The 25,728-nt window shown below is 44.4% G+C and carries 23 protein-coding genes and 1 tRNA gene; 9 read left to right on the forward strand and 15 right to left on the reverse strand.

Going from position 1 to position 25,728, the window contains the following annotated elements; genetic code table 11:
• Nucleotides 1-300 precede the first annotated feature (300 nt).
• The 4 genes from B2866_RS05460 to B2866_RS05475 all read left to right on the forward strand — a co-directional run bounded on the left by B2866_RS05460 (nt 301) and on the right by B2866_RS05475 (nt 3,935).
• Entirely contained in the window at nt 301-855 is a 555-nt protein-coding gene (locus B2866_RS05460; RefSeq protein WP_296191386.1) for a porin family protein, read from the forward strand.
• A gap of 168 nt (nt 856-1,023) precedes the next feature.
• Nucleotides 1,024-1,512 (forward strand): NfeD family protein, encoded by a 489-nt coding sequence (locus B2866_RS05465; RefSeq protein WP_296191388.1) that lies wholly within the window; start codon nt 1,024-1,026, stop codon nt 1,510-1,512.
• A gap of 21 nt (nt 1,513-1,533) precedes the next feature.
• A complete protein-coding gene (locus tag B2866_RS05470; RefSeq protein ID WP_296191390.1) occupies nt 1,534-2,394 on the forward strand; it encodes an SPFH domain-containing protein in 861 nt (286 codons plus the stop codon).
• 164 nt (nt 2,395-2,558) lie between these two features.
• Nucleotides 2,559-3,935 (forward strand): esterase-like activity of phytase family protein, encoded by a 1,377-nt coding sequence (locus tag B2866_RS05475; RefSeq protein ID WP_296191392.1) that lies wholly within the window; start codon nt 2,559-2,561, stop codon nt 3,933-3,935.
• 113 nt (nt 3,936-4,048) lie between these two features.
• Here the strand turns inward: B2866_RS05475 and hemN are convergent, their stop codons facing one another.
• Entirely contained in the window at nt 4,049-5,587 is a 1,539-nt protein-coding gene (gene hemN / locus B2866_RS05480; protein WP_409520893.1) for an oxygen-independent coproporphyrinogen III oxidase, read from the reverse strand.
• A 219-nt stretch (nt 5,588-5,806) separates the two neighbouring features.
• Entirely contained in the window at nt 5,807-6,745 is a 939-nt protein-coding gene (locus B2866_RS05485; RefSeq protein ID WP_296191394.1) for an arylamine N-acetyltransferase family protein, read from the reverse strand.
• A gap of 171 nt (nt 6,746-6,916) precedes the next feature.
• Between B2866_RS05485 and B2866_RS05490 the strand changes: the two genes are divergently transcribed.
• Nucleotides 6,917-8,476: a YifB family Mg chelatase-like AAA ATPase gene (locus B2866_RS05490; RefSeq protein ID WP_296191395.1), complete on the forward strand. Its 1,560-nt coding sequence runs from the start codon at nt 6,917-6,919 to the stop codon at nt 8,474-8,476.
• Nucleotides 8,477-8,535: 59 nt separating this feature from the next.
• Here the strand turns inward: B2866_RS05490 and ilvD are convergent, their stop codons facing one another.
• The 5 genes from ilvD to B2866_RS05515 all read right to left on the reverse strand — a co-directional run bounded on the left by ilvD (nt 8,536) and on the right by B2866_RS05515 (nt 12,442).
• Entirely contained in the window at nt 8,536-10,218 is a 1,683-nt protein-coding gene (ilvD, locus tag B2866_RS05495; protein ID WP_296191397.1) for a dihydroxy-acid dehydratase, read from the reverse strand.
• A gap of 117 nt (nt 10,219-10,335) precedes the next feature.
• On the reverse strand, nt 10,336-11,013 hold the full coding sequence (locus tag B2866_RS05500) for a phosphoglycolate phosphatase (protein WP_296191398.1): 678 nt from the start codon (nt 11,011-11,013) through the stop codon (nt 10,336-10,338).
• 112 nt (nt 11,014-11,125) lie between these two features.
• Nucleotides 11,126-11,626, reverse strand: coding sequence for a DUF4385 domain-containing protein (locus tag B2866_RS05505; RefSeq protein WP_296191399.1), 501 nt, complete (start codon nt 11,624-11,626; stop codon nt 11,126-11,128).
• A 195-nt stretch (nt 11,627-11,821) separates the two neighbouring features.
• Nucleotides 11,822-11,897 (reverse strand) — tRNA-Phe (locus B2866_RS05510).
• 122 nt (nt 11,898-12,019) lie between these two features.
• Complete coding sequence (locus B2866_RS05515; protein ID WP_296191400.1) at nt 12,020-12,442, reverse strand: hypothetical protein; 423 nt, start codon at nt 12,440-12,442, stop codon at nt 12,020-12,022.
• 355 nt (nt 12,443-12,797) lie between these two features.
• On the opposite strand from B2866_RS05515, the gene hisB reads away from it, so the two are divergent.
• From hisB to B2866_RS05535, 4 genes are all read left to right on the forward strand, one after another.
• Nucleotides 12,798-13,445, forward strand: a complete 648-nt coding sequence (gene hisB, locus B2866_RS05520) for an imidazoleglycerol-phosphate dehydratase HisB (RefSeq protein WP_068404355.1) — start codon at nt 12,798-12,800, stop codon at nt 13,443-13,445.
• Nucleotides 13,446-14,090: an imidazole glycerol phosphate synthase subunit HisH gene (hisH, locus tag B2866_RS05525; protein WP_296191404.1), complete on the forward strand. Its 645-nt coding sequence runs from the start codon at nt 13,446-13,448 to the stop codon at nt 14,088-14,090.
• A 138-nt stretch (nt 14,091-14,228) separates the two neighbouring features.
• Entirely contained in the window at nt 14,229-14,621 is a 393-nt protein-coding gene (locus B2866_RS05530) for a hypothetical protein (protein WP_296191406.1), read from the forward strand.
• A gap of 203 nt (nt 14,622-14,824) precedes the next feature.
• Complete coding sequence (locus B2866_RS05535) at nt 14,825-15,769, forward strand: DJ-1/PfpI family protein (protein WP_296191407.1); 945 nt, start codon at nt 14,825-14,827, stop codon at nt 15,767-15,769.
• A 90-nt stretch (nt 15,770-15,859) separates the two neighbouring features.
• Here the strand turns inward: B2866_RS05535 and B2866_RS05540 are convergent, their stop codons facing one another.
• The 8 genes from B2866_RS05540 to B2866_RS05575 form a co-directional block, all read right to left on the reverse strand.
• Nucleotides 15,860-17,191 carry a valine--pyruvate transaminase gene (locus B2866_RS05540; protein WP_296191409.1) on the reverse strand — a complete coding sequence of 444 codons (1,332 nt, stop codon included), beginning with the start codon at nt 17,189-17,191 and terminating at the stop codon, nt 15,860-15,862.
• Between the two features lie 131 nt (nt 17,192-17,322).
• Entirely contained in the window at nt 17,323-19,935 is a 2,613-nt protein-coding gene (locus tag B2866_RS05545) for an ABC transporter permease (RefSeq protein WP_296191412.1), read from the reverse strand.
• Complete coding sequence (locus B2866_RS05550; RefSeq protein WP_296191414.1) at nt 19,913-20,611, reverse strand: ABC transporter ATP-binding protein; 699 nt, start codon at nt 20,609-20,611, stop codon at nt 19,913-19,915. The genes B2866_RS05545 and B2866_RS05550 overlap by 23 nt, the downstream gene beginning before the upstream one ends.
• Nucleotides 20,608-21,444 carry an arylesterase gene (locus B2866_RS05555; protein ID WP_296191416.1) on the reverse strand — a complete coding sequence of 279 codons (837 nt, stop codon included), beginning with the start codon at nt 21,442-21,444 and terminating at the stop codon, nt 20,608-20,610. Before B2866_RS05555 ends, B2866_RS05550 begins: the two co-directional genes overlap by 4 nt.
• 90 nt (nt 21,445-21,534) lie before the next feature.
• Nucleotides 21,535-22,821 carry a CynX/NimT family MFS transporter gene (locus B2866_RS05560; RefSeq protein ID WP_296191418.1) on the reverse strand — a complete coding sequence of 429 codons (1,287 nt, stop codon included), beginning with the start codon at nt 22,819-22,821 and terminating at the stop codon, nt 21,535-21,537.
• 373 nt (nt 22,822-23,194) lie between these two features.
• The gene (gene nqrM, locus B2866_RS05565; protein ID WP_289050645.1) at nt 23,195-23,440 is read right to left on the reverse strand and encodes a (Na+)-NQR maturation NqrM; all 246 of its coding nucleotides are present in this window, start codon (nt 23,438-23,440) and stop codon (nt 23,195-23,197) included.
• 121 nt (nt 23,441-23,561) lie between these two features.
• Nucleotides 23,562-24,692 (reverse strand): FAD:protein FMN transferase, encoded by a 1,131-nt coding sequence (locus B2866_RS05570; RefSeq protein ID WP_296191426.1) that lies wholly within the window; start codon nt 24,690-24,692, stop codon nt 23,562-23,564.
• Nucleotides 24,693-24,844: 152 nt separating this feature from the next.
• Complete coding sequence (locus B2866_RS05575; RefSeq protein WP_296191428.1) at nt 24,845-25,645, reverse strand: SDR family NAD(P)-dependent oxidoreductase; 801 nt, start codon at nt 25,643-25,645, stop codon at nt 24,845-24,847.
• Between the last annotated feature and the right edge of the window lie 83 nt (nt 25,646-25,728).

Raw genomic sequence — 25,728 nt, forward strand, 5'->3', positions numbered from 1 at the left:
CAAGTTTAGGGGGTCAGTTCATCGGGATGCGCCTTTTTAATTTTGATTCTCAGTGATTGTTAATGAGTAGGAAGTATTACCCAAAACCAGTGATTGTAACAAAAGATTTCATATCTAGCCCTTTGTAACCCGAGGGCCGACAAACACTTGCAAAAGTTAACTTTCTTACCATTAAACACTGACAGAGTTTTTGACATGGTTTGTTACTATGTATACATCGTTAGCAAACAAGGCGATATGGCTAAAAAGCCCACATAAATAAATAACTTGTTTGTCCAAATTGATTTTAAGGAGCTACACATGAAAACTCTACAAAAAACTCTACTTGCTCTAGCCGCTGGTTCTTTACTAAGCATGGGTGCACAAGCTGCCGTATCTTATGGTAATGGTTATACAGGCCAGCCTTACGTTGGCGTAAAAGTTGGTCAGTTCGACCTAGACGTAGATGGTGCTGATAAGCCAACCGCTTACGGCGTATACGGTGGTTACAACTTTGATCCTAACTTTGGTATAGAAGCTGAATATGTAGGTTCAGATGACGCTGATTATCGTGGTGGCGATATCGATGCCAAAACTTACGGCGCTTATGGTACTTACCGTTATGCATTCCCTAACACTGGTTTATATGCTAAAGGTAAACTAGGTGTTGCAAAAACTAAAGTAGAAGGTGACTTCACTCGTAACATCGGTGGTACTGAGATAAGAACTGAAACTTACTCAGATAGTGATACTAGTCTAGCTGGTGGTGTTGGTCTTGGTTACTCAGTCAATCCTGACTTCAGCGTTGAAGCAGAATATGACAAACTAGGTAGCGATGCAGACCTTTGGACTGTAGGTGCTCACCTTAAATTCTAATTAATTGAACAGTAAGTTCTATATTAATAAAAGAATTAGATGATAAGCAAAATAAAAAACGATCACTTAGGTGGTCGTTTTTTTATGCCTATAACTTTTAAAGCGTTGTTTGAGGACGAAATGTGCTACATTGAAAGCTAGAATGGCGAAGATAGGGGATGAGCAATTATGGAGATGCTTTGGATGCTTGAACCGTGGCACTGGCTGGTATTAGGCTTTGTGCTGCTGATCGTTGAGATGTTTGTACTGACGTTTGCCAGCCTTTGGTTTGGCGGAGCGGCTATCATCGTGGCCGCCCTTTCATGGTTACTACCCATTTCTGTCTCTATGCAAATCATTATTTGGTTGGTACTTTCGGCTATCTTTTTACTGGCTTGGTTTAAATTTATCAAACCATTATCTGTCGATCGCACCAAAGCGGGGTTGGGCGGTAGTATCATTATCGGTGAGACCGGCATGATTATCGTCGCGCCGCAGTTAAATCGCGCCGGTGTCGTACGCTTTAGTGTACCTATCGTCGGGGCCGCTGAATGGATGTGCCGTACGAGCGGTGAGCAGGTAGCCGTCGGGGATCGCGTGATAGTGACGGATATCGTGGGTAACGAGCTGATTGTCAGTAGTATGCAAGCGCAAGCAGTCATCAATAAAAATAGTTAGGCATAATAATAGAGGTGCAACATGGAAAGTTTTAGTATTGTCATGATCGTTTTGATTGCATTGGTCGTGTTTACGGTGTTCAAAGGCGTGCGCATTGTTCCTCAAGGGTATAAATGGGTGGTGCAGAGACTCGGTAAATATAGCCAAACCCTAGAGCCAGGATTAAATTTAATCATTCCTTATGTCGACGACGTGGCTTATAAGGTCACTACCAAAGATATCGTCCTTGATATTCCTTCACAAGAGGTCATTACGCGAGACAACGTGGTGATTATCGCCAACGCCGTCGCTTATATTAATATCGTCCGACCCGATAAAGCGGTTTATGGTATCGAAGACTATGAATACGGTATTCGAAATTTGGTACAGACGTCTTTGCGTTCAATCATTGGTGAAATGGATTTAGACAGTGCCTTGTCAAGCCGTGATGAAATCAAAACCAAGCTCAAATATGCCATCTCAGAGGATATCGCTGATTGGGGTATTACCCTAAAGACGGTAGAAATTCAAGATATTAACCCGTCGCAAACCATGCAAGCCTCGATGGAAGAGCAGGCGGCGGCAGAGCGTCTACGCCGTGCCACCGTCACCCGTGCCGATGGTCAAAAGCAAGCGGCTATCTTAGAAGCCGATGGTCGCTTAGAAGCGTCACGACGAGATGCCGAAGCGCAGGTGGTATTGGCGAAAGGCTCAGAAGAATCTATTCGTCTGATTACCGCAGCAATGGGCGAAGAGGAAATGCCGATTGTTTACTTATTGGGTGAGCAATATATCAAATCGATTCGTCAGTTGGCGGAGTCTGATAACGCAAAAATGGTGGTATTACCCGCTGACATTCTAGGTACAATCAAAGGCATGGTAGGGGATAAGCTTAAGGTTTAGCTTAGCATGTTTTAAGTGTCTTTAAATTTATTATAAAAATAGTCAGTGAGCGTTTTACGTGCTGGCTATTTTTTTGAATTTTACTTTATACGTAACTATCTCGCTGATTTTTTAGCATACGTTACTTTATTTTTAATAACAATAATAATTCAAGGAAAATAATAATGGCTAACGAAGATATTCATACTGAAATAACGGCTATGAATGAATTTCCCCAAGGCAGTCCGTTACCTTATACCGTACTCGATACCACGCATATCAATGCCGCCTATCCTGAGCAGAAACTGGAGATTCGTGGTGGCGGTTACGGCTCAGACGCAGCGGCGCATCCAACCAATCCTAATCAATTTTATGCCCTTACTGACCGTGGGCCTAATGCCGACTTTGACGGAATTGCTGGTAAAGGTAAACAGTTTCTTGTACCAAATTATACGCCATCTATTGGACTGTTTGAATTGCAAGCTGATGGCAAAATTATCAAAGTAAAAGAAATAATGCTAAAAGATAGCAATGGCAATCCTATCTCGGGACTACCGAACCCCAAGGCTTTTGGCGGCACTAATGAAGTACCTTATGATGTCCATGGCCAGCCGATGACAGTCAATCCACGATTACCTTTTGATGCAGTGAGCAATCCGATCAAAACTGATATCAATGGTTTAGACCCTGAAGGGCTTACAGCGCTGCAAAATGGCAGCTTTTGGGTCAGTGATGAGTACGGTCCGCACCTTGTCAATTACGATGCCAAGGGCGTAGAGATTGGACGCATCAATGCGTTTGCCAGTGATGAACGTAATAATGTGGTGGTGGATGCTAAGCCGATTTTGTTACCGACGGAATTTACCAAACGTCGTGCCAATCGTGGCATGGAAGCATTAACCATTACGCCTGACCAAACGACGCTTGTCGGTATCATGGAATCCTCTATGGACAATCCCGATAAGTCAGGGCGACTCTCTAGTTTGGTACGTATGGTAACGATTAATCTGGTTTCAGGGCAAATAGCGCAGTATTTATATCGATTGGATAACGCCGAGCACGTCACTTCTGGTATCGTGGCTTTGAGTAGTCATGAGTTTTATTTGATTGAGCATGATCGAAAATTCCCGCTCCAAGATAAGTCAGCACAAAAACTCATTTATAAAATTGATATCGCGCAAGCAACAGATATTGAAACTATTTTAAATGATGGAAGCGTTAGGCAAGATGAGACGGTTGGTTTGACAGTTAATGGACAAACGCTTGAGCAGTTGATTGCCACTGACGAAGAAAACTGGCAGACCCTTGAAAACACAAACATCACGCCTGTTAAAAAGACCTTGGTTGTCGATGTGCTAGCGAGCTTAGATTATCCACATGATAAGCTTGAAGGCTTATGGTTACGACAAGATGGTTCACTGGGTCTACTCAATGATGACGATTTTGCAATGACAGATACTGATATAATCAATCCAAAAAGTAGCGTCGAGCAAAAGTATCTCGATAAAGAAAAAACCATTGAAGATGCCAATCGCTTATATATTGTTATGCCGTCAGAGTAGGTTTATTTATTATTAATTGATTTACTATAAAGAAAACGCATTTATCGCAAACCATAAAAAAGACCTCGCCTTTGCAAAGTCTTTTTTTATTATAAAGGGTAGATTAAAATTTTTTAAATTACTTTAGAGAAGCGATTTTTATGTTTTTTCTCAAGATACTCATCGAACACCATAGCGACATTACGCCCTAATAGACGACCTTTTGGCAGGACGCGAATACCAGCGGCGTCCATGTCAATCAAGCGGTCCTCTTGCATCTCGCCCAATTGCTGAATTTCATCGATAAAGTAAGTAATGGCATCGATACCGAATTTCTGATTAACGTCTCTAAAGTCGATATAGTCATGACAGAGTAAATTCATAATCACGTATTCACGCAGACGATCTTTAATCGAGGTTTTAATCACATTAACCGCTGGCATGATCGCTGGATTATCACGCGCGGCATCGATATTTTCTTTATATATCTGCAAATCAGTATGGTTTTGCAAAATATAGCTGCTATGGGCGTTAGAGATTTGGCTGATTGACGACACACCAAAGCCTAATAAATCGCAATCGCCCATGATGGTATAACCCTGAAAATTACGATGTAACTTGCCTTCGCGCTGGGCGATAGCAAGCTCATCGTCAGGTTTGGCAAAATGATCGATACCGATATATTGATAACCGGCTTCGCTCAAGGTATTGATGGTATTACCGAGCATGGTAAGCTTGGCAGCTGGCGTCGGTAAATCTTCCTCTTTAATTTGGCGTTGCGATTTAAAGCGCTCAGGTAAATGAGCGTAATTAAACACCGATAAACGATCGGGTGACATCTCGATAACACGGCGTACAGTCTTGTCTAGAGTCGTTGGCGTTTGGTGCGGTAAGCCATAAATCAAATCGACGTTGGTAGAATGAAAGCCCAATCTACGCGCTTCAGCAAGCACATTCTCAATCAGTTCAGCGGAGTTGATACGGTTGACGGCAATTTGCACTTTTTCATCTAAGTCTTGCACGCCTAGGCTTACGCGGTTAAAACCAAGGTTACGCAGTACCGTTAGCGTCTCGTCGCCAAGCTCACGCGGATCGATTTCAATAGAGTAATCGCCTCGGTCTTCTGGTAAGAATTCAAACTGGGTCTGCAAAAATTCCCAAAGTTTTATCAACTCATTATCTTGTAAAAACGTTGGCGTACCGCCACCAAAATGCAGCTGCTTAACCAGTGGTTTCTCTCGATCGGCTGGCGTTTTTAATAAGCTACGTTTGTGCTTGATTTCCGCCATTAAATATTCTAAATAATCGCCAGCATCGCTGTTCTTTTTGGTGATAATTTTATTACAAGCACAGTAATAGCAAAGGTGACGACAAAACGGAATATGGAAATACAGCGATAAGGGCGCATCGGCTTCACGCTCTTGTAGAATCTTAGTCTCCAGCCCCTCAGGCATCGGTGAGAATTCTAACGCAGTCGGGTAGGAGGTGTAACGCGGTCCAGAACGATTGTATTTATTGATGATATCTTCATCGAATGCTGGTAGCTGTTTACTGGTAATGCTGCCACGGGTACTGGCATAGGGATTGGGCATCTCAACCACAGGGCGTGCAGTAGTAGGCTGCTCGTCGGCTTGGTTGTAAGGCTGCTGGGAATTGCTATTCATTTTACTCATAGAACTATCCTTATACCAGATCCATTGATCAATACACAGTAGCGTTATTTAAAGTGTGAGCGCCTTGTTTATCGAAATTTCGATGTGGTATTTTTACTAAATGACAGCCTGTATTATAACAAATCTTTACTAGCATTGTTGTGGCTGACGGGTTCTGTACTGTAGCGTTTCATTTAATAGCTAAGCGTAATATTTAAACATAATAGTTGGGCGTAATAGCTAAGCGTTATCGTCCAAAAAAGACTGTAATTGTTCGTGTTCACTGGCTGTAATATCATCTTTGATATTCATAAAAAACACTTCTTCCAGCTGTGATAACAGCGCATCGACGCTGCTCAATATTTTTGTTTGACTGGGCTGACCTACTTGATGTCGGTGATATTTTTGGTTTAGTAAAGTGTGTCTTACACCGCCCAATTCAACTCTAGATGCCATCAGCCTGCTTTTAAAAGGCGATTTTGGATAAGTGGAGATATACCAATTACCGACAATCATATCTATTTTCACTTGGGGTAATAAATCAAAGGCATAGAGCATTTGCCATTCTGATTTGACCTCAGCACATAGAATATAGCGTTCATAATTCACTTGAGCATGGGGCAAAATTGGGTTTTTGGTCTGATCGTTAAACATATCATCTTTGATGATTTTATAACGTCCATGCGGCGTCGTTTGTATTTGTGACGCTTCTAGCAATTGATTGCCTTTATCATCCTTGTTTTGGTTATAACCAAATAATAATGGGGCAGTTGGTACCAGACCGCCAAAACCAACATCAACCAAGTAGTTTTGCTCCGCGACAGTCACCAATATAGCCATGTGCGTACGGGCGTTGCGGCGCTCAAACTGATTGTCAATAATCACTATGCCAGTAATAATTCTCGCTTCATAACCTAAGTGACGTAGTAGCGCTAAAAACAAACCATTAAGCTCATAACAATAACCGCCTAACTGATTCTCTACCAGTTTGCGATAGAGGCTGTCTTCTTCCAAATCAACGGGACGATTTAAAATAGTGGTGATACTTTGAAAAGGGTATTTAATTAAATGCATAAGCTGTAAACGCTTTAGCGTATCCAAATCGGGGTTAATTTGCTTGCTTTCTGTCTCTGTAAACCCAAGCTGTGCCAGATAATGGGCGTAATTGATATCATTCATAAGAAATCCTAGCTTTTTTTTGGTTAATGCGGCTCTATAGTTAAAATTATTATAGATTATTTCAGCCACTCTGTAAGTTGGGGTTATGGTATTAATTGAGGTAAGACAAGACATTTGCGCACTGATTCATAATGTTCTATTATCGATAAATCTCTATAGTAGGAAACGCTGATGTCGTTCGCCCAAGTCTATACGCGCTCAGTCGTCGGACTGCACGCCCCGCAGGTCATTATCGAAGTGCATTTATCACAAGGCTTACCAGCGCTGACCATTGTCGGCTTGCCTGCCGCCGCTGTGCGCGAAAGTAAAGACAGGGTGCGCTCAGCGATTTTGAATTCGGGATTTCAGTTCCCTAATCGGCGCTTGACGATTAATCTAGCACCAGCAGACCTACCAAAAGATGGCGCAAGGTTAGATTTGCCAATAGCCATCGGAATTTTGGCCGCTAGTGGGCAACTTGAGCCAGAAATGTTATCAGGGTTTGAGTTTATCGGTGAGCTTGCATTGAATGGCGAGCTACGACAAGTGAGCGGTAGTTTGGCGGTTGCTCGAGCGATGAAAGCAGAGCTAGTGGTAAATTCTACAAAACCTTCTACAACACCTGATGAGCAAGAGCCGCGCCAGTTACGGCAATTAATTGTACCTTGTGACAATGGAGCAGAGGCTAGCCGGGTCGATGGGGTGACGATATTGGCGGCGCAAAACTTAAAGGCAGTTTGTAATCATTTGCAGTCGCTCGCAGATTCTAGCCTGATAGATGAGCGCTTAGAAGTTGTGCAAGCAACCGCCGTGCAGAGTAAGGTTGCTTACAAAGTAGATTTGGCAGATGTCAAAGGTCAGCATCATGCTAGGCGGGCGCTAGAAATTGCCGCCGCCGGTGGTCATTCGATACTGTTTACTGGACCGCCAGGTTCAGGTAAGACATTAATGGCGTCACGGTTACCAACTATCTTGCCGGATTTAAGTGACGAAGACGCATTAGAAGTTGCTAGCACCTATTCGGTGGCAGACAGCGACTACGATTATGGTACGCGGCCATTCAGGCAAGTTCATCACACCATATCTGCCGTGGCTTTGGTCGGTGGTGGCTCTCGTCCCAAACCTGGCGAGATCACCCTTGCCAACAAGGGAATTTTATTTTTAGATGAATTACCAGAGTTCGACCGTACGGTATTGGAAGTACTACGTCAGCCATTAGAGGCCAAGCAAATTACCATTAGTCGTGCCAACTCGCAGCTTACTTTTCCGGCAAATTTTCAACTAGTGGCGGCGATGAATCCTTGCCCGTGTGGCTATGATGGTGACGGCTCAGGACGCTGCCACTGCCGACCTGAGCAAATTAAGCGCTATCAGGATAAGTTATCGGGACCATTACTTGATCGCATTGATTTGCATATTACTGTGCCAGCACTGCCAATAGCGGATTTGCAAAATGCTCAGGCTGGTGAGACATCCGAGCAGGTACGAAAGCGAGTAGCTGCCGCCCATCAGCAGCAATTAAAACGGCAGAAAAAAGTCAATAATGAGCTGAGTCCTAGCGAGATTGATAAATATGTTCAGCTAGGCGCGGGCGAGCAGCAGTTATTACAGCTCGCGCAGCAGCGTTTAAATTTATCGGCTCGCGGCTATCATCGCGTATTGCGCGTTGCGCGCACCATTGCCGATTTGGCAGACAGTATTAATATTACCAGCGCTCATGTCTCTGAGGCACTAAGTTACCGCAGTAAGTGATTTATTGTTAAGTAAAAACACCTTAGGCATACCTTTGCCCAAGGTGTTTTTAATAGCGATTAAAATTTATCGGTAATGGCACCTTCTGAGGCACTGCCAACGGTTTTGGCATATTTAGCCAGCACACCGCGCTTTATATTGGGCTCTGGCGCTTTCCATACACTTAAACGCTTTTGAATATCTGCTTCGCTGATTTTTAAATTGATTTCATTGTTGTCGGCATCAATGGTAATGGTATCGCCGTTTTCAATAATCGCAATCGGGCCACCAACCATGGCTTCAGGGGTGATGTGGCCAACGACAAAACCATGACTGCCACCAGAGAAGCGACCATCGGTAATTAAGGCAACATCATTGCCCAAACCACGCCCCATAATGGCAGAAGTCGGTGACAGCATTTCACGCATACCAGGGCCGCCTTTTGGGCCTTCGTAACGAATAACGACTACGTCACCCGCCACAACGCTACCATCTAAAATGGCGGCCATAGAGTCTTCTTCTGAATCAAACACCCGTGCTGTGCCCGTAAACTGCGTACCTTCTTGGCCACTGATTTTTGCCACCGCACCGGTTGGCGCAATGTTACCGCGTAATATACGCAAATGGCTGTCGGCTTTGAGTGGCTTGTCGAACGGACGGATAATGTCTTGACCTTCTGGATAGTCTTCTACGTCGACAAGGTTTTCAGCCATGGTTTTACCGTTAACCGTTAAGCAATCGCCGTGCAGCAAACCTTTCGCCAGTAAACGCTTCATCAATGGCGCAATACCACCGATTTTGATAAGTTCTGACATTAGGTATTTACCTGATGGACGTAAATCGGCCAGTACCGGCACGCGCTTACCTATTTCGGTAAAGTCGTCGATGTTTAGCTCTACACCGATGGCATCAGCCATCGCCAGTAAATGCAGTACCGCATTAGTAGAACCGCCCAAAACAATAACCATCGTAATGGCGTTTTCAAAGGCTTTGCGCGTCATAATATCGCTAGGCTTAATATCGTTGTCAATGAGCCACTGAATCGCTTCACCTGCTTGTCGGCAGTCTTCACGTTTTTCAGGAGAGGTAGCCTCTTGTGCCGAGCTGCCCGGTAAACTCATACCCAACGCTTCAATCGCTGATGCCATGGTGTTGGCGGTATACATACCACCGCAAGAGCCAGGACCAGGAATGGCAGTTCTTTCAATCTCTAACACTTCTGCTTCGCTCATATCGCCGCGAGCATTGGCACCGACGGCTTCGAAGACAGAAACGATGTCGGTGTGGTTTTTACCCGGTTGAATGGTACCGCCATAAATAAACAGCGAAGGACGGTTTAAGCGCGCCATGGCCATAATACAACCCGGCATATTTTTATCGCATCCACCAATAGCAATGATAGCATCGTGACCTTGGCAGCCCGATACGGTTTCAATAGAATCGGCAATAACCTCACGCGATACCAAGGAGTACTTCATACCTTGATAACCGTTAGCGATACCATCGGAGATAGTAATGGTATTGAAAATAATAGGTTTGGCATAAGCCATATAAACGCCTTTAGCCACTTCCTCAGCTAAGCCGTTAATATGAATATTACAAGGCGTTACTTGGCTCCAAGTCGAGGCAATCCCCACTTGCGGACGCTTAAAGTCTTCATCAGTAAAACCAACCGCACGCAGCATCGAGCGCGCAGGAGCTTTTTGAATGCCATCGACCAAAATAGCGGAGTATTTCCTGTTGCTGTCATCTTTTTTAATCATTCTCTGTCTCCAATAGCGTACGGTTTATCGGCTTACTTCAGCGTAAATACAGGCTAATCACAGTTTGCTGATGTATATATTAAAAGTCCTTGTTTTTTTGACTATTCCAAATACGCCCTAATCTTTTAAAAGATAGTCAACCAATGCTGCAAAGTCATCAAACGCCGCAGTAGGGCTTAGCTCGCGAATATCTTGACCATAGTTATAACCATAAGACAGGCCAAGGGTGTCCATGTTGGCGTTTTGTCCGGCTAAGATATCATTTCTCGAATCGCCAATCATAACCGCCTGCGCTGGAGTTAGATTTAATAACTCACAGACATGTAATAACGGCGCAGGATCTGGTTTTTTTTGTGCTAAACTATCACCGCCCAGCACTTCACTAAACAAGTCCTGCCAACCAAAGGACTGCAAGATTTTAGGGACAAAACGACTGGGTTTATTGGTCACTAATGCCAGCGTATAGCCCGCTGCTTTGAGTTTTTTGAGGCCGCTATCGACATCTGGATAAGCGACGGTTTTGCTACCGCTAATATTTTTATAAGCGTCAAAAAAGACTTGCTCGGCATGGTCAGCTGCCTCGACCGTTAATTCACCTTCTAATACCTCTATTTTACCAAGCAAGGCGCGCTCGACCAGCATTCTTGAGCCATTACCGACCCAATTGCGTATGGTGCTAATCGGATAGGTTTCTTTACCAAGTGTCGTTAACATCGCGTTAGTTGCATCTGCTAAATCTGGCACGCTATCGATTAAAGTGCCATCGAAATCAAAAATCAAAAGTTGCTTATCCATTATCACTAGCCTTTAGGGTTAACAGGTCTGTTTCTTATATTCAGCTTTTAACCATAGCACAACAAGCCATCGAAACGCATTTAAAAGGCAGGTAAAGTATCTTTTTGCTTATCTATTCAATGTCTTTATAGCGTGCGCGGTGTTCGGCTTTCATTCTAAGATAGTCTGCGTTTTCGCGGCATTTATCCCAAGTTTGCTTAAAAATACGCGCTGATTCTGCTTTGATAGGGTCTTCAGTTTGCCGTGGTAGCTCTTCACGACCATGGGCGCCGCTTTGGCCTTTTTTATCAGCGGGCACGGGTCCTTTGTACTTTTTGCCGCCTTTATGATTGGCATAGCGACGGGCGCGGGTATAGCCCATTTGAATAAATTTGCGCGCCATATCGGCACCGACGAAGTCATCGGCAGCCAAATAATCTAAAAACATCTGATAAATAGTCTCGCTACTCTCCTTTGCAATATCAGGCGTCGCAAAGCGCCAATACGGCAATATCTCCGACTTATAAGGTTCGACCAATAAAACCCCTTGCTCACCGCGACCAACGCGATAGAGTTCGGGCTGCGCACGCAAATCTAGGTTTTTATAATCCAAATCATAATCAAACTCTCTCATGCTTTTACCCTTTTACTTTGCATCAATCGTTTTAGTATAGAGAGAGTTTACCCTTTAAAAACAGCTTAAAAGTGTTATGAATTAGTGCGATTATCAGTTGTGGTAGATAGCTATCCTTGTAATTTTTATTAAATTTTAAGCATAAAAAAAGCCCCAAACATTACTGTTTGGGGCTTTTTGGAATTCTTAAACGAATGGTGGCTCGAGGCAGGTTCGAACTGCCGACACACGGATTTTCAATCCGTTGCTCTACCGACTGAGCTATCGAGCCGTCTTCGTTGAGGCGCTATTAAACTAAATATAGGCGTTACTGTCAAGTGGTTTTTGCATAATAAGTGAGAAAAGCCTATAAATAATCGAATATAAGCCAAAACTAAGCTTTTAACCTCGTATTTAATCCTTAACGCGCAGGAGCTCATACTCGCTCATAATACGGTGAATATCGGCATCGACTGGCACGAACTCGCGCACGCCTTTTTTCACTTCGGCATCATAGACCAGTTTGATAAATTTCGCATCGATAGCGCGCCCACGATTTTGGCTATGAACAGTAAGATATTGCAAGCGCTTGGCATCGGTTTGCCCATCATCAAAGCAAGCAACCGCGGCGATAGGCTTATCATTAAACATGCCGACATACAAAGTCTGACCACGCTTAAAGCCTTGCTCAATAATATTTAGTACCTCGAGACCACTTGGCTGATTGTCATCGCTGTCATATAAGGCATGCAGACGCTCTGATAACTCGTTCTCGCGGGCAGGGTTTTTAATCAGGGGCGCATCTAAGCTATTGATGGCGATCGCTTCTAAAGGCATAATCGGTTCCTATAAGTGTTTAGCGCGTCGTAGCATCGAATGTAGCGTTGGAAAGTCTGCGCGGGTGATGATTGATAATACTGAACGCACTATTTTAGCAGAATAGGGCGATTTTGTGCGTGGATTACTGCTTGGTCGTGGCAGTAAATGCTAGGGTTTGCTATGATGAAGATAGACAATGGTTTATATGCCAAAAACCCAATATTCTACCTTTTTAAATAAGCTTTTTAGTAAACATTGAACCCACTTTTAGCTTAATTTTTATAACATTTATATTTCTTAGACGCTAGTAAGAATGCTTTGGGCGCTTTTTCGCCCTATTTTATTGACCGCTTTTCATTTATAGAGAGTAGCCATGACAGCCAATTCTACCGAACAAAATCAAAATTCTGCTCAAAATCTTTTCGGTCATGCCGCACGTACGGCGACCGTTACGCGTAATACTGCTGAAACGCAAGTCACTTGTACGGTAAACCTTGATGGTACCGGTCAAGGCACTGTCGATACTGGCGTGCCGTTTCTAGACCATATGATTGACCAAATTAAGCGTCATGGTCTGTTTGACTTAGATATCAAATGTACCGGCGACACCTTTATCGATGATCACCACAGTGTTGAAGATACGGGTATTACGCTTGGACAAGCTTTCAATAAAGCATTGGGTGATAAAAAAGGCATCCGTCGTTATGGGCATTTTTATGCGCCACTCGATGAGTCACTAACGCGCGCGGTGGTTGATTTGTCAGGCCGTCCTGGTTTGCACATGGACATTCCTTTTACCCGCTCTCATGTCGGTAACTTCGATGTCGATTTGTTTAGCGAATTTTTTTACGGCTTCGTCAATCACTCATGGATGACGGTGCATTTGGACAATCTCAAAGGTAAAAACAGCCATCACCAAATCGAATCTACCTTTAAAGCCTTTGCCCGTGCACTACGTATGGCTTGCGAATATGATGAGCGTGCGCTGAATACCTTGCCCTCGACCAAAGAGGCTTTTTAGATGAGTCGAACCACAAAGATTGCATTATTAGATTATGGCATGGGTAATCTGCACTCGGCCAGTAAGGCGTTAGCAGCGGTCGGGGCAGAGGTTTCTATTACCAATGACCCAAAAGTGGTTGCAGCGGCTGATAAGATATTTTTCCCGGGTGTCGGTGCGATGCGTGACTGTATTGCTGGCATGCAGGATGCGGGTATTGACGAGGTCATACGTCAGGCGATATTTAATAAGCCTGTCATGGCCATCTGTGTGGGCATGCAGGCGTTGTTTGAGCAGTCCGCTGAGAATGGTGGTACAACATGCTTGGGCATCTTAGATGGCAGCGTAGAAGCGTTTGACCCTACTTGGAAAGATGAGCAAGGTGCGACTATTAAAGTGCCGCACATGGGCTGGAATACCATCAGCGGCATGGATTTTGACCATCCATTGTGGAATGGCATCGAGGACAATGCGCACTTTTACTTTGTACATAGCTATTACTGCGCGCCAGCAGATAAATCGCAAGTGGCGGCCGTTTGTGATTATGGTCAGCCGTTTTGTGCCAGTATTTTGCAAGACAATTTATTTGCGACCCAGTTCCACCCAGAAAAAAGCCACACCGCGGGTCTGCAGCTGTTAAAGAATTTTGTCGATTGGGATATTTAACAACTATACTTTAAATATTTCATCAATAAAAAGGTAGATTAGCAAATGCTTAATCTACCTTTTTTATTCTCAATGTATAATTGGTTGTTTTTCATTTATACTCAGTTACTTTTTACCTCTTTTACGCGGAATAAAATCGTGGATTTTTATCTCTTTAAAAACGGTGTCGTTGATGCTACTGGCTTAGACAAAGACGCCTTACATATGTATGTGGGCATGGGCGTCTACCTATTAAGTTTGCTTTTGCTGCGTCCAATTTTTAAAAAATACAGCGTTAGAGCCTTTGTCGCTTTGATTTTGGTGACCGCCATTGCTCTATTGGGTGAATATTTGGACAATCGCCAGACGATTACCGAACTTGGTGTGGCAGGGTTAAAAGCGGCAGAAATCAAAGCCAGTATCCATGATATCGTGAATACCTGTATGCTGTCTTACATAATCTACGGCCTTACCGTATGGACAAAGACGTTTCAATCAATCAATACTGTCAAACCTATGATTAAACGGCAGAAAAAAACGGACTATCGCTAAGTCCGTTTTTTATTGTTTATAAAGTCATTGCTTCATGCTTTTTTAAAACACCAAAGCTGAGCAACTCACCATTTACAAAGCTTACGAAAGTTAAAAACTCTTGTCTATTTAATGCGTTATTAGTTTGCTACCTTACAATCAGAAAGGTAGCGACACGCTCTAACCATGCATCCAACATAATCAATAATAAAATAGGAAAAGTTATGAATATTCAAGATCTTAATATTAGTGACATAGTAGACAAAGCCAAAAATACCTTAGGTTTAGAGCCACAAGAAGCCGAAGATGGCGCTTATACCCCTTCTAAAGCTTCGCTTAAATTGGCAGCGCCTAACAAAACCAACTACGATCATAGCGAGTACGAGACGCCATATACGGGCAACAAAAAAATCCTGATGGTCTGCACCGAGCAGCAGTACATGACCATGGCAAATGATAACAGGTTTAAGACAGGCAATCATCCGGTTGAGATGATGGTGCCATTGCTGCATTTTAAAAAAGCAGGGTTTACGGTAGATGTTTTTACCCCAACCGGGGAGTCTGTCAAAGTCGAGCAGTGGGCAATGCCAGAGGACGATGACGACGTCAAAAAAATCTACGCGGAATATGAGTCCAAGCTTAACAGTCCAAAAAGTATCGCTGATTTTGTCAAAAATGATATGGCAAATAGCAAGGATTACGCAGCAATCTTTATTCCTGGCGGGCATGGGGCAATGCTGGGCTTGCCTGAAGATTATAACCTTGGTGAGTTGCTACGTTGGGGTTATGACAAGGATTTATTTACCTTAGCGATTTGTCATGGACCGGCGGCTTTGTTGGCGGCCAATTTAGCGAGTCCTGATAGCGCTGACAATACTAATAGCGCCGATAAAGGTGATAACGCCAAACGCGACTTTATTTTTAAAGGTTATAAAATGGTAGCGTTCCCGACAGCTATGGACAAGCAAATGCCAAAAATTGGTTATTTGCCCGGTACGATGCCCTGGTACTTTGGCGAAAAATTAGAAGATTTAGGCGTTACGATCATCAATAAACTGGCAACAGGACATACTCATCAAGATAGAAAGCTTATCTCAGGCGATGGGCCATTAGCCGCTAATGAGTTTGGTAAAATGAGTGCTGAAACTTTGTTAAAAGCGCTGCGCTAAACCGTTTGGATTCAGTCATAGTACAAAAAAACGGACTATTCATAAGTCCGTTTTTTGTTTTTATGATTCAATATTTTTATAATAAAAGATTTAGTCTTTCTGACTGCTAGCCCCATCATAGAGCTCACGCACCACCTCACCAATCACCCGAATACCATCAATCAGCGTTTGCTCATCAGCAGCGATACTCATACGTATACACTCATGGGCATGTTTATAATTACTCACATCGACGCCGGGGAAGAAATACTCACTCGGTACGATAATCGTGCCTTTGTCTTTGAGAATCTCATACAGCTCAGTGGTGCTAATCGGCAAGTCTTTAAACCATAACCATAAAAATATCGCGCCCTCCGGCTTATGAATCATCAATGGATAATCACCCAAAGCATCTTTTAAGAGATTGACCGCTAATATCGCTTGCTGTTGATAAAAGGGTTTAATCTCATTATCCGCTAACTGCTTGATACGGTCATCGTTCACTAATGGTGTGGCAATCGCTGCCCCAAAACGTGTCGGTGCCAGATTGACCACCGCATTCATCGCGCTGACCGCTTCGATTACCTCGCTATCAGCCACTATAACGCCGGTACGCATACCGGGCAGACCAATTTTAGACAGGCTAAAGCACAAAATCGTATTATTATCCCAGTTCAAATGCGCGTCAGAGTAGATGATATTCGGGAAGGGCATACCGTAGGCGTTATCGATGATTAGCGGTATCTCATAACGTTTGGCAAGCTCGGATAAATGCGCCATTTCCTCATCGGTCAACACATTGCCCGTTGGATTGGTCGGACGTGAACAACAAATCGCACCAATGCGACCTTCCTTCAACGCTGGCAGGTTCTCTAACGCGTCAAAATCGACGCGATACTTAAAGAAACCTTCTTCGCCATTGTGAGTGACTTCATCGATATGCGGTAATACGGCGGCGAAATGCTTACCTTCGACATGGACGTCGCTATAGCCGATATATTCAGGGGTTAATGGCAGTAGAATTGATTTGTCGACAGATTCTTTATTTCCATTAACGAACGCACCACCAAATAAATTAAACAAGTAGAAAAAAGCATTCTGCGAGCCATTGGTTAAAGCGATATTTTCTGCGCTCAAATTCCAATCATAATGACGATTAAAGAAGCCAACCAAGGCATCGATAAAGCCTGCATCGCCCTGCGGATTGGAGTAATTTGCCATGCTAATAATCGCGCTACTATTCGCCTCGCCAGCATCGTTATCATTACCAAGCGCCTTATAAGTCTCTAAAAACAGCTCATTAACCGCATCAATTTTGGCAGGGTTGCCGCCACCCAGCATGTTGATAGGCTGATCGCTTTTTAGCGCGTCGCCCAAATCATCCATCAATTGTGAGATGCCAGTTGGCTGGGTAAATTTTTGACCGAACTTTGAGAATTTCATAAGGCTACCGTACTTTTTTAAAGGGTTTATGAGAGCTATATCTGAATGCTGGGACGCGCATTAGTATAGCAAATAGTCAGTTTTAAACGAGCTGGAATATGAGAACTGGCTAAAATTGAACGTATTGACCGTTATATCATCGCCCTTACCCGCGCCATAATTCCACGCCCAATCACCAATCTCACATAAATCACGGCAATCGCAAGCAATAAGATAATTAATGCCGCACCGCCAATACCTAAACTTGTCCATGGCACACTAAAGCGCAGATTAAACCATTGGGTAATAGCCGCCCAAGCCCCGATATTAGCGATAATAACCGCAAATAAAGCGGCACTAATGCCAAGTATGCCAAGCTCTAAGATATTGAGCATATAGAGGTCGCGCTTTTGCATACCGAGCAGCCTGAATGAGGCGCTGTCTTTCATGCGGTCTTGCGAGGTAGAGAGTAGCGAGCTAATCAAAACCATGATACCCGTCAATAATGCCAGTAAGGTGAAGACATAAACCAAACGGCTCATTTGTACCACTAACTCTTGGACTTGCTGCGCGATTGCTGTGCCGTCGATGGTCGTTACCGCAGGAAACTCGCGTACTAACTGACCTTGGAGCTTTGGAATCTCTTCTGCTGCGACGTGGGCGGTGGCAAATTGGATTTGCGGCGCAGCTGCTAACACTTCAGGCTTAAATAAGAAATAAAAATAGGGACTGGGTCCTTTCTCATAGCGCGAGCGGATACTGGTGATTTGCCCGACGATTTCAATCCCTTGGATATTAAAGCGTACCTGATCACCCATGCCGACGTTTAGCAAGCTGGCAGCCGTATCCAAAATTGATAATGGCGCAACGGTTTGTGCGGAGTCACTATCTACAGTCTTAATAGGGGCATAAAGCTCGTTTTTTACTAGTGAATCAGTAATAAACTCAGTGTCCATCACTGTATCGGTATAGCTTAAATTAAAAACCCGCATCGGGTCATCAAAGCCGTCCGTAGGTTCGATATCTTGTACGGGTACATTATTAGCCGTGACGACGCGGGCACGAATGACAGGATAATAGCTGACAGGCGCAGCAATAATATTATTAATCGCATCATGCTGGTCACTTTGAATATCGAGTAAAAATAAATTCGGCGCATCTTCAGGATAGGCATTAATAAACTGGGCATTGATACTATGATTGAGCGTGGTAATCAGGGTTAAGACTGCCACTGACAGCGATAAGGTGACAAAAAACAATGCGGACTGATTGCCTTTACGGGCAAGGTTATGAATAGCAATACGCTGCATCCAGCTGATATTAGAATGCTTGGCAAACTTAGTCAGCAGCCATAACCAACCGCGCGCTAATAGCCAAAATATCGCGACAAAAGTAGTTAAGCCTATTAACAGCTGCGCACCTAGTATCAGAGAATGTACTTCATAAGCAAAAAACGCATAAAGCCCGACCAGCATCAGCCCATACCATAATAACGGCAGACGTCGATACCACGGCATATTTTGCGAGTTTGTGCTTGTTCCTTGATTGAGTAAAGTCGCAGGCTTGGTGGTACTTAACGTGCTTAAACCACGCTGAGCGATAAGCAAGGTCAGCACTAGCGCGATAATAATGGTTTTAATGGCGCTAATTGGGTTAATAGCTAAACCAACATCCGCTGGCAAGATAGCAATCAGATACGGCTGGCCGACTTTAAGTAAGCCAAAACTCACGATAACCGCGGCAATACAGGCGATGACAGTGGTGGCAACCAATAGCTGATAGTAGCTGCGTTTTAAGGATTTAAGCGGCTCACCTAATGCCAAGCGAATGGCATTACTAGACTGCTGCTTGGTCACAAAAGCCGTAATCACGCCGTACATCGCCACTGCTGATAATAACAGTACGGCAATGACGAGTAGCTTTAAAAACATTAAAACATTATCAGAGATACGCGAGACAGAGGTATCTGCTGACTTGGCATCAGAGAGCTCAATATCAGGATAATTGCTAAGTATTTGCGTCAGCTTTTCTCGCTGCACGGCCATTAATTCAGGCGCGCCGGCCAACTCAATACGGTAATTAATGCGGCTACGCTGTCCTAATAAATTGGTCGCCGCAAGCGCATCTTGATGCATCAAAACCCGCCCACCAAAACCAAAGGCAGTCAGTGGACGGTCAGGCTCTTTGGTCAGCACATCACTAATAATAAACTCAGCATCACCAATGGTGATTTGGTCTCCGACACTGGCGTTTAAGCTGTTCAGTACTTCGGGCGCGACAACGACATTAGCAGCGCTTAATTGCTGCCATAATGGTTGCCCCGAAGCAAGTTCGGCTTCTCCATATAACGGATAAGCCGGCGAAACCGCTTTGACGCTAGCAAGTAAAGTTTGCTCATCGGTCACTACCATGGCGCTAAACTGATAGTCATAAACGATTTGCGTATCAGCGACCGTCTCTACCTGTGCTAATACCTCGCTTGGCCAATCTTGCTTACTGTTTAATATTAAATCGCCGCCAACGAGTGCGCGCTGATTATCATTGATATAAGTATCAACCGATTGCTGGATAGAATCTAAAGTCAGGTAAGTGGCAAGCGAAAGGACTAATGTGATTAAGAATAAGACGGGATAAATCCAGCGCTGCCACCAGCTACGACTTAAAGCTTGCGCGCCCAAGTTTTTTGAAATTAACAGACGGTTAAATAGTTGGCTTATGATGCCACGCGACTCATTATCTATGTTATCCATTAATTTTTGATCCATCTATCATACCGTCATGCATGGTAATGACACGATCTGCCATCTCCGCAAGCGCGGAATCATGGGTGACGACCACCAATGCAGAGCCAACTTGCTGGCGTAAATCCAATAACAGCTGCATGACTTGCTTGGCATTTTGTTCATCTAAGTTACCAGTTGGTTCATCGGCAAAGACGATTTTTGGCTGCGACACCAACGCACGGGCAACTGCCGTTCGCTGCTGTTCTCCACCTGATAATTGGTTAGGTAAGCTATCACGCCGATGTCCTAAATCAACCGCCGCAATCAATTCATTTACCCGTGCTTTATTCGGACGGCGGGCGATATCCAGCGGAAAGGCAATATTCTCGCTGACAGTTAATGTCGGTAATAGATGAAATGACTGAAAAACAAATCCCATCTCACGTTGACGAATGACCGCCAGCGCATCTTCATCAAGGCTGCTTAACATTTGCCCTGCTAACTCAACCGAGCCACTATCAGGATAATCTAACGCTGCCAGTAGTCCGAGCAAAGTCGATTTGCCCGAGCCGGATTTACCCATGATGACCACAAACTCACCCGCATCGATATGTATGTCGACGTCTTTAATAATGGATAATGATTGGTCACCGACTTGTACGGTTTTATTCAGCTTGGAGGCAGTAAGTAGCGGTTTGTTATTGGCTGTAGCAGTCATTGGGTGGTCTCAGTAGGCGTACTTGTCGATGGCGATGTTAAATTTGCCTCTAATTTTTCAATTTCAGGCTGCAGAATTGGTAAAATATTATCGTTAACAATAATAGTATAGCCTTCCTTTGTTGGATGAATGGCATCGGCTTGGTTTAATTTTGCATCACCGCCCACACCGTCTAAAAAGAATGGAATCAGCGTCACATTCATATCTTTCGCCACCCTTGGATATATCGCAGCAAACGATTCGACATAATCAGAGCCAAGATTGTCATAAATCTGCATGCCACCCAAAATGACCTCGCTACCATTATCCTGTAGGCGTTTAATAGCGGTGCGAATATTGGCTTCGACCGTTGTCACATCAATACCGCGGATGGCATCATTGGCACCGATGGTCAAAATGGTGATATCAGGTTTGGTTTGCAACACCCAATCTAGACGATTGACAAGCCCGGTACTGGTTTCGCCACTCAAGCCTGAATTGACCACTTTGACGTCCTTATAGCCCATCTCTTTTAAGCGTGCTTCTAGCTGCGCGGGATAATTGGCATCATTATCAACGCCAAGCCCTTCAGTTAACGAGTCACCCAGTGCCAAGATGGTTAAAGGTGCTTGCTGCTCAGTTGACTTGGCTGACTCATTAGATTGCGTAGATTCTTGCTTTTGAGGTTCAACCATTGTCGTATTGACGGCCGGATTATTATTTTGAGTATTGTCAGCGGTATTGTCAGCCGTATTGACGTCAGGCTGTTGTTGACAACCGCTAATAGCGATTGCGAGGCTCAAGGCGATGACTGTGAGCAAACGCTGCGGTGGGTGAGAGGGTAGATTTATCATGATTCTGCTGTCCTAAATACAATAAAGTCAGTCTAGCAGAATCGAATAAGCGGCAATATGGTACAAAAGTTAATTGAGGTTTGAGGTAAATTAAATCTTTTTACCATCGACCATTAGCGGGCGGCTGACCAGCCAAGCAAATCCCACGTTTATAATCATCAATACCAGCATAATAAATAAAGGCAAATCCCAGCTGTCCGTTGCTTCGTGCAACCAACCGGTGCCAAGTGGACCAAAAAACGCAATCAGATAACCAATGGCTTGCGCCATGCCTGACAGCTCGCTTGATTGATTGGCGGTATAAGTGCGCATCGAAAACAGCATCATACTTAAGGTGAAAATCGCCGAGCAGCCCATGCCCATCAGTCCTGACCATAGCCATGCATAATCGGCAGATAGGTAAGTGAGACCTAAGACGCCGAGCACGTTTAGCGTAGCCGCAAAGATGGCGAGCGCTTGTATAGGGCGCCCGCGGTTGACAAGCCAGGTCAAGCTTAAAATAGCGACAGGTGCCATAAACTGGAAGACAGAGCCCATTTGTCCGGCACTCACTGCTGACAGCCCTTTACTTAGCCAAATCGACGGTAAGAAACTGGCAACGGTATAAAAAAGTAAGGATTGTAAACCCATAAATACCGCAATTTGCCAAGCAAACGGCGTACGCCACATAGAGATAGGTGACGGTGCCTTCTCGCCGACCGCAAGTGGGACTATGGGCTGATGATTTGATGAACCCAAACGTAGCCGTAGCACTACCCAAATGATTAAAGCAAACAAGCCTAAAATCGACCAACCACCCAGCGCCCATTGCCAGCCAACGTACTCAGATAAGGGCAAGACGACACCTGCGACAATCCCTGCCGAGACGGTCATGGTAAGGCTAAATAAACCAGTAATCAGCGGAATATGATTCGGTGTGCGCTGCTTAATAACAGGCGCAGCAAGGGTATTGGCAAACCCAATTGCCAATGTCAGTAGTAAGGTGCCGCTTAAAAAGCCAATCCAAGTCGGAATAATGCTACGAATAACCATACCTGCGGTTAATAACGCAATCATCGCAATCAAGGTATTCTCAAGACCAACACGCTTCCCAATCGCGGGCGAAATAAATGCCCCAAGCGCAAAGGTCAGCATCGGCACCGCACCAAGCCAGCCGATTTGGGTTTCGGAGATATCAAGCGCCCCTTGTACCACCGGCGCAATAGAACCAAGCGCCACAATTGGCGCGCGCATATTGGACGCCAATAAAACCATGGCACATAGCACAAGCCAAAAGATAAAGCGTGAAGAGGGCAGCTTTAGCTTGGTTGGCGTCGCTGACTGCGACTCAGAAGAATGAGAACGCAAATCAGATTGCAAATTAGGAGAGGTAGACATAGCAGCACGACTATCAAAATAAAAAAAGACACGTTATTTATAAGCACGGAGCAGTAGCACTTATAAAATAACACCAAAGCACGTCACCAAGACGGCGTTCAAGGCCATATATTAGAATATAGAGTATAAAAACACTTGCAGAAAGCAAGTCATATGAACTTTCTACCCCATTTATCAGGGTAAACTTAGTATATGAATCGTGAAGTTTTGGCTTTACTTATAACACTTATAATAAAAAGACTTTTATATAAACGCTAAAGCAAAAATAGCGTCAGTCACTGTTAACTTGCAAGGTTAATTGCACAGGACTTGACGCTATTATAAGAATAGAGGCTTGGTAAATACTATCAGCGTATGGTAACAAATAGCCGGTTTATACCGACTTGCCTAATTGCGCCGCTTTTAACGCAGTCTCTTGCTGCTGCTCGATCTGTGAATCACACTTATTTGGGTCGTTACCACAAAATGAGCAGTATTCATCACCCATCAATTTTGCTACGCCGCCGCACGAGCCTCTAAGCGGCTTTTTTTTGACCATATAACCGATGCCCATAAAGATAAAAAACAGCATAAAGACGGTAAAGGTAACAGCAAGCATGGGAAGCAATTGGTTAAGCATAGAGATAACCTCTCGTTTAAAATATGGAGCAGCCATCTAAGCAATGACTTACTTATAGTATAGCAAAAATTCGCCTCGCCCGTTTGTGCTTAGCAGGTTATTACAGTCTAGATGTTTGATATTAAGACTTTTTATCGGCGCGCAAGGTTTTCATCGCCGGCGTTTCGACCACTTGCCAATCATCAACGCTATCGGTCGCCGTGTCTGCTGCAACACCTTTTGCCAAAATGACAAATAAAGCTGCGATATCATGCTCTTTCGCCGTAGCCAGCGCTTTTTCATAAGGCATGGCGGTCAGGGCCGTTGCCCACGCATCCGCCAGCGCCACCGTTTCTGCAGCGACCGTTACTGATGGCGCGCCACCTACGATTGGCTCACCTGTGGTTGGGTCAATGGTATGGCTATAGTGCTTACCATCGAAAACGACGGAATTGCGATAGTTGCCAGAAGTAGCAAGCGCCATGCTAGCGCCATTATTAATCGGTTGGCGAATCACCGCCATCGCTTGCCGAGTACTTACCGTACTGCCCTCAATGGGTGCATCAATAGCAATTTGCCACGCCTGCTGCTGCGCGCTGACGCCCGAGGTCGCCACTTCGCCGCCAATCTCAACCATATAGTTGCGAATTTGATAAGTGTTCTTAAGCACATCGGCAATGACGTCGACGCCATAACCTTTAGCCACCGCCGAAAAATCAAGGCCAACGCCGTCTTTGGTTTTATAAATGTTGTCATCTTTTTGAATGACACTGTCAAAATCGACTAAGGCTTTCGCTTGCGCAATCTCAAGCGCGCTTGGCGGACTTTGCAAGCGCTCAACCGTCATGGTACTGCCAAAGCCCCACGTTTCTATCAAGGGCATTACAGTTGGGTCAAAAGCACCGCCGGACAGCTCATAAACTTGCCTTGAGGCCTTCAATACATGGCTAAAATCGGCATCGATAGCAATCGGCGTATCTTTGCCTAATTGGTTGAATTTAGAAATAGTAGAGTCGGCTTGATAGGTCGACATGCTGTCATTGATATCTTGCAAGCGCTTATCAATCGCCGCTTGTATGACAGATTCATCAGCGCCTTTGGGCAGTTGATAACTGATGTGGTAGCTGGTGCCCATCGTCTCGCCGCTGAGGTTGTTATAATCAGGTTTTTGCTGGCAAGCGCTAAGCGTGAATACAGAGCTGATAGCAATGATGGTTAAAGAGGCGGATTTTAGGGGTTTGTTAGCGGCAGAAAATGCGGTTAAATTTGTCATATAAGTCATCACAGCTTGATAAAGCAAAGGGGTGAGTGGGGCGTTAGTTTGCAAGTAATGAACTAAGCAAGCTAAGCGTTGCCTATTTTACACCCCTTGCCACCGATAAGGCCAATCTACGGCTGAAGACCTAGTTGCTGAGTTTTTTATATTTATTTAACCTGTGATTCACGGATAAGCTTATACAGCTTTGGCGGCGATAAACGATTGACTCTAGTGGCAAGCTTTTCTTTATTGCCAGCAACGATGACATATTCTTCACCCTTAGTCAGGGCTTTGACGACTTGTTTGGCAAACGCCGACGCCGTCAGTCCTTTATTAGTGGCGTCATCCATCGTCCCTTGCGCACTACCATCACCGGTTAAAGCATTGATAGAGATATTGGTTTGAATAAACCCTGGGAATATGGTCGCCACCTCGATACCTTGGTGATGCAGTTCTGCACGCAAACTGTTTGCCCACATATGGATAGCGGCTTTGGCAGCACCATAAGCGCCGCGATATTGGGTACCAAGTAAACCTGCCACGCTCGATACCATGACAATTTTGCCGCCGCCTTGCGCAATCATATCGGGCAATACCAGTCTGGTCAGCCGCGTTTGCGCGAAATAATCTATCTCCATCAGCTTACGCTCAACTTCCTCGGTCGTTTCCATAATAAGCGCGCGTTGACTGATGCCCGCATTATTAATTAACCAATCCACTTTTTCAGTTTTAGCCTTGATTGTTTCATAGGCTTCTTTTGCTTGCTTGACATCGGCGATATCAAAGGGAACGACGATATGCTTTTTGCTGTTTTTGCAGCGATTTTTGACGGTCTCTAACTTATCCTTATCACGGCCACTTAAAATAATGCGGGCACCACGTTTGGCAAAGGCAATTGATAATGCTTCGCCGATACCGCTAGACGCGCCGGTAATCCAAATGGTCAAATCTTTCGCTTTGGTTTTCATAAGAATCCTTTCTTAAATAGTAGAGTTTATATATATAGGCAAACCACTGATTTTTTAGCTTATAGTCAATCCACAATAAAACT

The organism is Psychrobacter sp. UBA3483 (genome assembly GCF_002377905.1).
Lineage (GTDB): Bacteria > Pseudomonadota > Gammaproteobacteria > Pseudomonadales > Moraxellaceae > Psychrobacter.